Here is a 4,822-nt window from a genome sequence, read left to right on the forward strand (position 1 = left end):
ATTCGGCGATGATATCATAGCGGGTTTCTTACGGGTCTTCAAAACCGGCAGGTTAAAAAATATTCATCTCAGTGACCACGGGTCTCACAGGAGCCATCTTTTTCTCGGGAAAGGCGACCTCCCGATCGTTAAATTTTTAAATACCGTCAGGAGGCTCGGATACGACGAGATGATAACGCTTGAACTGGATGCCCGTGAATTTCCGAAGACGAAAGAATGGCTTACAAAGGTAATGAAGTACCAGTTCGATCTCATAAAGCTGCATACCCAAAATCAGTGAATAGTCGATAGTGAATAGGGGACGTGAAAGGTGAAAAGTGAAAAGGCGAGAAACGAAAGAAACAATCCTACGCCTCCCTCCTCCAACCTCCAGCCTTTCGCCTCACGCCGAACGCCCAACGCCGAACGGATTTATTGGAACCTCGATATACGAAATACGATATACGATATACGCATAAGGGGGGATAGTGGCAAAAAAAGTTGTCTTTGTTTGTGATGCCTGTGGGTATGAGACCTTCAAGTGGATGGGAAAGTGCCCCAAGTGCGGGGGCTGGGATACGATCCGGGAATACAAGGTTGACAAGGCAATTGAATCACAGGCAAAGAGAAGCCCGGTCATCGTCAGCGACGATGAGATTGCCGAAGAGAGGGTAATCCTCGGCATAGATGAGATGGACAGGGTCCTGGGAGGAGGTCTGACGGTCGGCTCATCGATACTCCTCGGAGGAGATCCCGGGATAGGTAAAACCACCTTATGTTTTGAGATAGCGGCACGGATGGTCGAGCTCGGTCTTAATGTCCTTTATGTCTCCGGTGAAGAATCATTGAAGCAACTGGCATCACGGAGGAAACGGTTAAACCTCGGCGGCAATTTTCCGATCCTCGCCACGAACCAGCTTGACGACATCATTGAGGCCGTGTCGGGAACAGCATACCATCTCGTTATTATCGACTCGATCCAGTCGACCTATAATAGCAGCCTGCCGATGCTCCCGGGGAATGTGAGCCAGATAAAGGATGTCTCTTCGAAATTGACAATGGCGATGAAATCCATGGATACAACCCTCATCTTCATCGGCCACGTAACAAAGGAGGGCGCTATTGCCGGCCCTAAGATCCTCGAGCATATGGTAGACACGGTGCTTTATTTTGAAGGCGACAAGATGCTTCCCTACAGGATGTTGCGGGCTATGAAGAACAGGTATGGGCCCGTCGACGAGGTTGGAATATTCCAGATGAAAAAAGAGGGACTCATAAGCGTAGAGAACCCGTCGCAGTTTTTTGTTTCCGAGAGAGGGGACATCGGCTCAGGCAGCACCCTGTTCCCTTACATTACCGGATCAAGGCCTATCATCCTGGAAGTACAGGCTGTGACACCCAAAACTAACTTCTCAATCCCCAAGCGGTTATCCCTCGGATATGATGTTAATCGTCTTTTTATTCTCATAGCCGTCATCGAAAAGGCCATCGGGAAACCATTTTTTGACAGGGATGTCTACGTGAATGTCACCGGCGGTATGAAGGTCAATGAACCGGCAGTAGACCTCTCTGTGGCCGCGTCCATCCTTTCAAGTTTTAAAGATGTTGCCATTGGCCAGGATACGGCCCTGTTCGGGGAAGTAGGTCTCACGGGAGAGATCCGCAAGATCGTCTATATGGATATGAGGATCAGGGAGTGCGAGCGTCTCGGGATCAAAAGGGTCTTCTGCCCGAAGGGCGTTGAAAAGGTCTCAGGGCTTGATATCATACCGCTCAAGAACATCCGGGAGCTATACGAACACTTAACGTAGCTATCAGCCGTCAGCTAACAGCATACAGCTTACAGTAAAATCTGTTCAAGGTTCTATGTTCAAGGTTACTTGGTGTTGTCATCGCGAGGAGCGTAAGCGACGTGGCGATCTCATTGGGTATAAACAATTGAATGAGATTGCCGCGCCCTGCGGGCTCGCAATGACAAAGGGCTATTCCCCTCACGACTAACGACTTACGATTTACGGGTTTGCAGCTGTCTGCTGATAGCTGACGGCTGATAGCTGTGTTACGGCATCTGAAATGATTTATTTTTCGGCCGTATCGTCAGGACAGGACAGGGAGCTTTCCGGACCACCTTTTCCGCGACGCTTCCTATAAGGATATGTTCAATGCCGCTTCGTCCATGGGTTCCCATGACGATGAGATCAATCGCTTCGGTCTTCACGTAATCAATAATCTCGACAAAGGTAACGCCGGTCTTTGTGATCTTCTTGACCGGAATATCTATTTTTTTGATGATCTTATTGAAGTCTCTGTCTACTTCAACACCGATGTTATTTTCAATTGCTACAAGATTTTCCGGGGTAAGAAAGGATTCATAGGGTGTAAAGTAATTGAGATTCGGTATGACATGGAATAAATGAAGCTCCGCGTTGAACTTCTTTGCGATACTCACGGCATAGGTGACAATTTCCTCAGTAAATTCTGAAAAATCGACTGGACAAACTATTTTTTTAAACATATTGCTCACCTCCGGGTATAATAGTATGTATACAGATTTATATACACGCGAGTTCCTGTTTAGTCAAATGATTTTAATATTAACAGGGTTCAAGGATTCAAGGGGTTGAGGGTTCAAGTGAAAAAATGCAGGACTCAAAGGGACAGAGGGTATGGCTTGAAAAATCCGGAGCAGACAGGTATATTACGTAATAAGCGAGATTATAAAGGAGGCAAGATGGCTCTTATCGATGACCTGAAAAAGAAGACCGGGGAAGGATTAAAGACACTCAAAGAGACTGCACAGGATATTGCATTTAACGTTGAGAAACAGGCAGTGATAGGGAAAAAGAAATACATTGACATCACGAAGGCTCAGCGAAACATGCAGAAATTATATGCCGGGATCGGTGAATATGTATACGATATATTTACTTCAGGGAAAACGGTAAATAATGAAGATATTTACATCATGGAACGCATACATTCAATCTCGAGGCTGAAACTTGTGATCCGGGACATCGAAGAAGAGGTAGACAAGATACGGCAGACGCAACCGCCGAAAAACAACTTATAGCAGAGAGCGGAGAGCGGAGAGCGGAGAGAAAAAAATCACTGATTTACTTTTTGCCCTCAGCTCTTAGCTCTTTGCTGTAGTTTACATATATTTCTTTATCAGCGATTCCGCGATCTGGACTGCGTTGAGCGCAGCGCCCTTCCGGATGTTATCTGCCACGACCCACATGTTCAGACCATACGGAACTGTATCGTCCCTCCTGATGCGGCCCACAAAGGTGTCATCTTTCCCTGCTGCGTTGATCGCAAGGGGATATTTATTTTTTGACGGGTCATCGACTACCTTTACGCCTGGCGCCTTCTTCAAAAGCGCCCGTGCCTTTTCCGGGCTTACATCCTTTTCGAATTCAATGTTCACCGATTCGGAGTGACCGTAGAAGACAGGAACCCTTACAGTCGTTGCCGTTACGGCAATGTTTGGATCCTCCATGATCTTCCTGGTCTCGTTGACCATCTTCATCTCTTCCTTTGTATACCCGTTGTCGAGAAATGAATCGATGTGGGGGAGGCAGTTAAAGGCTATCTGATGAGGATAGACCTTGATCTCTACCTTCCGCGCATTGTAGATGTTAAGGATCTGCTGTTCAAGCTCTTTGATCGCCTTCATGCCCGTCCCTGATACTGCCTGGTAGGTTGATACAACGACCCTTTTTATCTTTGCAAAATCGTGAAGCGGTTTCAGGACGACAACCATCTGGATCGTTGAGCAGTTAGGGTTTGAGATGATCCCTTTTTTCCTGTAGCCCGCGATTGCATGCTCGTTTACCTCGGGGACGACAAGAGGGACATCGGGGTCCATCCTGAAGGCGCTCGTATTGTCTATTACCACGCATCCGCTCGCAGCGGCTATGGGAGCGAATTTCATGCTCACCGAACCACCGGGTGAGAATAAACCGATGTCGATTCCCTTGAAGGAATCTTCTTTCAGCTCCTGTACCTTCACGCTTTTATCCTTGAAGGACAGCGTCTTACCGACACTTCTTGATGATGCAAGGAGGATAAGATTTTTTACAGGGAAATCCCTTTCCTCGAGAACACTTATCATTTCGTTTCCCACGGCTCCGGTTGCACCGGCAACGGCCACATTGTAGGTTTTCATGTCACTCCTCCAGTTGTTTTTTCAGGTAGTTGATCAGCCCACCTTCGTTAATAAGCTCCACCATGAACGATGGTATCGGTTTTGCCGTCACCTCCATATTTCTCCAGCGAATAACCCCTGATGAGAGATCGATCTCAACCTCTTCTCCTTCATCTATATTATCTATAACATCTGCCTCAAGCAGTGCCAGTCCTTTGTTGAAGGCGTTCCTGTAGAATATCCTTGCAAAGCTCTTCGCTATCACAAGGGGGATACCGAGGGCCGATATGGCAATGGGGGCATGCTCACGCGAAGAACCGCACCCGAAGTTTGATCCGGCTACGATAATGTCATCCTTTTTTACCTTCTCGTGAAATGACGGCGCAATCGGTTCCATACAATGCTCGCCGAGAGACTTTGGGTCCGTCATCGCAAGGTATTTTGCAGGGATGATGATGTCCGTGTCTATGTTGTCGCCGAATTTCCATATCTTTCCTTTGATTCGCATATGTGCTCCTTTCTTAATTTTCCGGTTTATAGTTTATTTTTAAACTTTAAACTTGAAACTTGAAACTTTAAACAGGTTTAAATCTCTTCCGGATGTGCTATCCTTCCTTTTATTGCGCTTGCCGCTGCTACTGCCGGCCCTGCAAGGTAGACCTCGCTTTGCGGATGGCCCATCCTGCCGATAAAATT

Annotated in this window: 6 protein-coding genes; 3 read left to right on the forward strand and 3 right to left on the reverse strand. The window is 47.1% G+C overall.

Annotation, left to right across the window (positions count from 1 at the left end):
* Both PHU49_14660 and radA read left to right on the forward strand, forming a co-directional pair.
* Positions 1–280: hypothetical protein (locus tag PHU49_14660; GenBank protein ID MDD5245247.1), on the forward strand; the 280-nt coding region annotated here is incomplete at its 5' end.
* Between the two features lie 187 nt (positions 281–467).
* Complete coding sequence (gene radA / locus PHU49_14665) at positions 468–1,790, forward strand: DNA repair protein RadA (GenBank protein MDD5245248.1); 1,323 nt, start codon at positions 468–470, stop codon at positions 1,788–1,790.
* Positions 1,791–2,038: 248 nt separating this feature from the next.
* Here radA and PHU49_14670 read toward each other — a convergent pair whose 3' ends face one another.
* Positions 2,039–2,494, reverse strand: coding sequence for a universal stress protein (locus PHU49_14670; GenBank protein ID MDD5245249.1), 456 nt, complete (start codon positions 2,492–2,494; stop codon positions 2,039–2,041).
* 216 nt (positions 2,495–2,710) lie between these two features.
* Between PHU49_14670 and PHU49_14675 the strand changes: the two genes are divergently transcribed.
* Positions 2,711–3,049, forward strand: coding sequence for a hypothetical protein (locus tag PHU49_14675; GenBank protein ID MDD5245250.1), 339 nt, complete (start codon positions 2,711–2,713; stop codon positions 3,047–3,049).
* A gap of 81 nt (positions 3,050–3,130) precedes the next feature.
* Here PHU49_14675 and PHU49_14680 read toward each other — a convergent pair whose 3' ends face one another.
* Together PHU49_14680 and PHU49_14685 are read right to left on the reverse strand one after the other, a co-directional pair.
* Positions 3,131–4,147: an aspartate-semialdehyde dehydrogenase gene (locus PHU49_14680; protein MDD5245251.1), complete on the reverse strand. Its 1,017-nt coding sequence runs from the start codon at positions 4,145–4,147 to the stop codon at positions 3,131–3,133.
* A 1-nt stretch (position 4,148) separates the two neighbouring features.
* Entirely contained in the window at positions 4,149–4,634 is a 486-nt protein-coding gene (locus PHU49_14685) for a 3-isopropylmalate dehydratase small subunit (protein MDD5245252.1), read from the reverse strand.
* Positions 4,635–4,822 lie beyond the last annotated feature (188 nt).

The sequence above is a fragment of the Syntrophorhabdaceae bacterium genome, from assembly GCA_028713955.1.
Taxonomy (GTDB): domain Bacteria; phylum Desulfobacterota; class Syntrophorhabdia; order Syntrophorhabdales; family Syntrophorhabdaceae; genus UBA5609.

Excerpts from the sequence above, each read along its gene's own strand:
- PHU49_14675 (MDD5245250.1), top strand. The coding sequence starts at position 2,711 with ATGGCTCTTATCGATGACCTGAAAAAGAAGACCGGGGAAGGATTAAAG.
- PHU49_14680 (MDD5245251.1), bottom strand. The coding sequence starts at position 4,147 with ATGAAAACCTACAATGTGGCCGTTGCCGGTGCAACCGGAGCCGTGGGA.
- PHU49_14685 (MDD5245252.1), bottom strand. The coding sequence starts at position 4,634 with ATGCGAATCAAAGGAAAGATATGGAAATTCGGCGACAACATAGACACG.
- PHU49_14670 (MDD5245249.1), bottom strand. The coding sequence starts at position 2,494 with ATGTTTAAAAAAATAGTTTGTCCAGTCGATTTTTCAGAATTTACTGAG.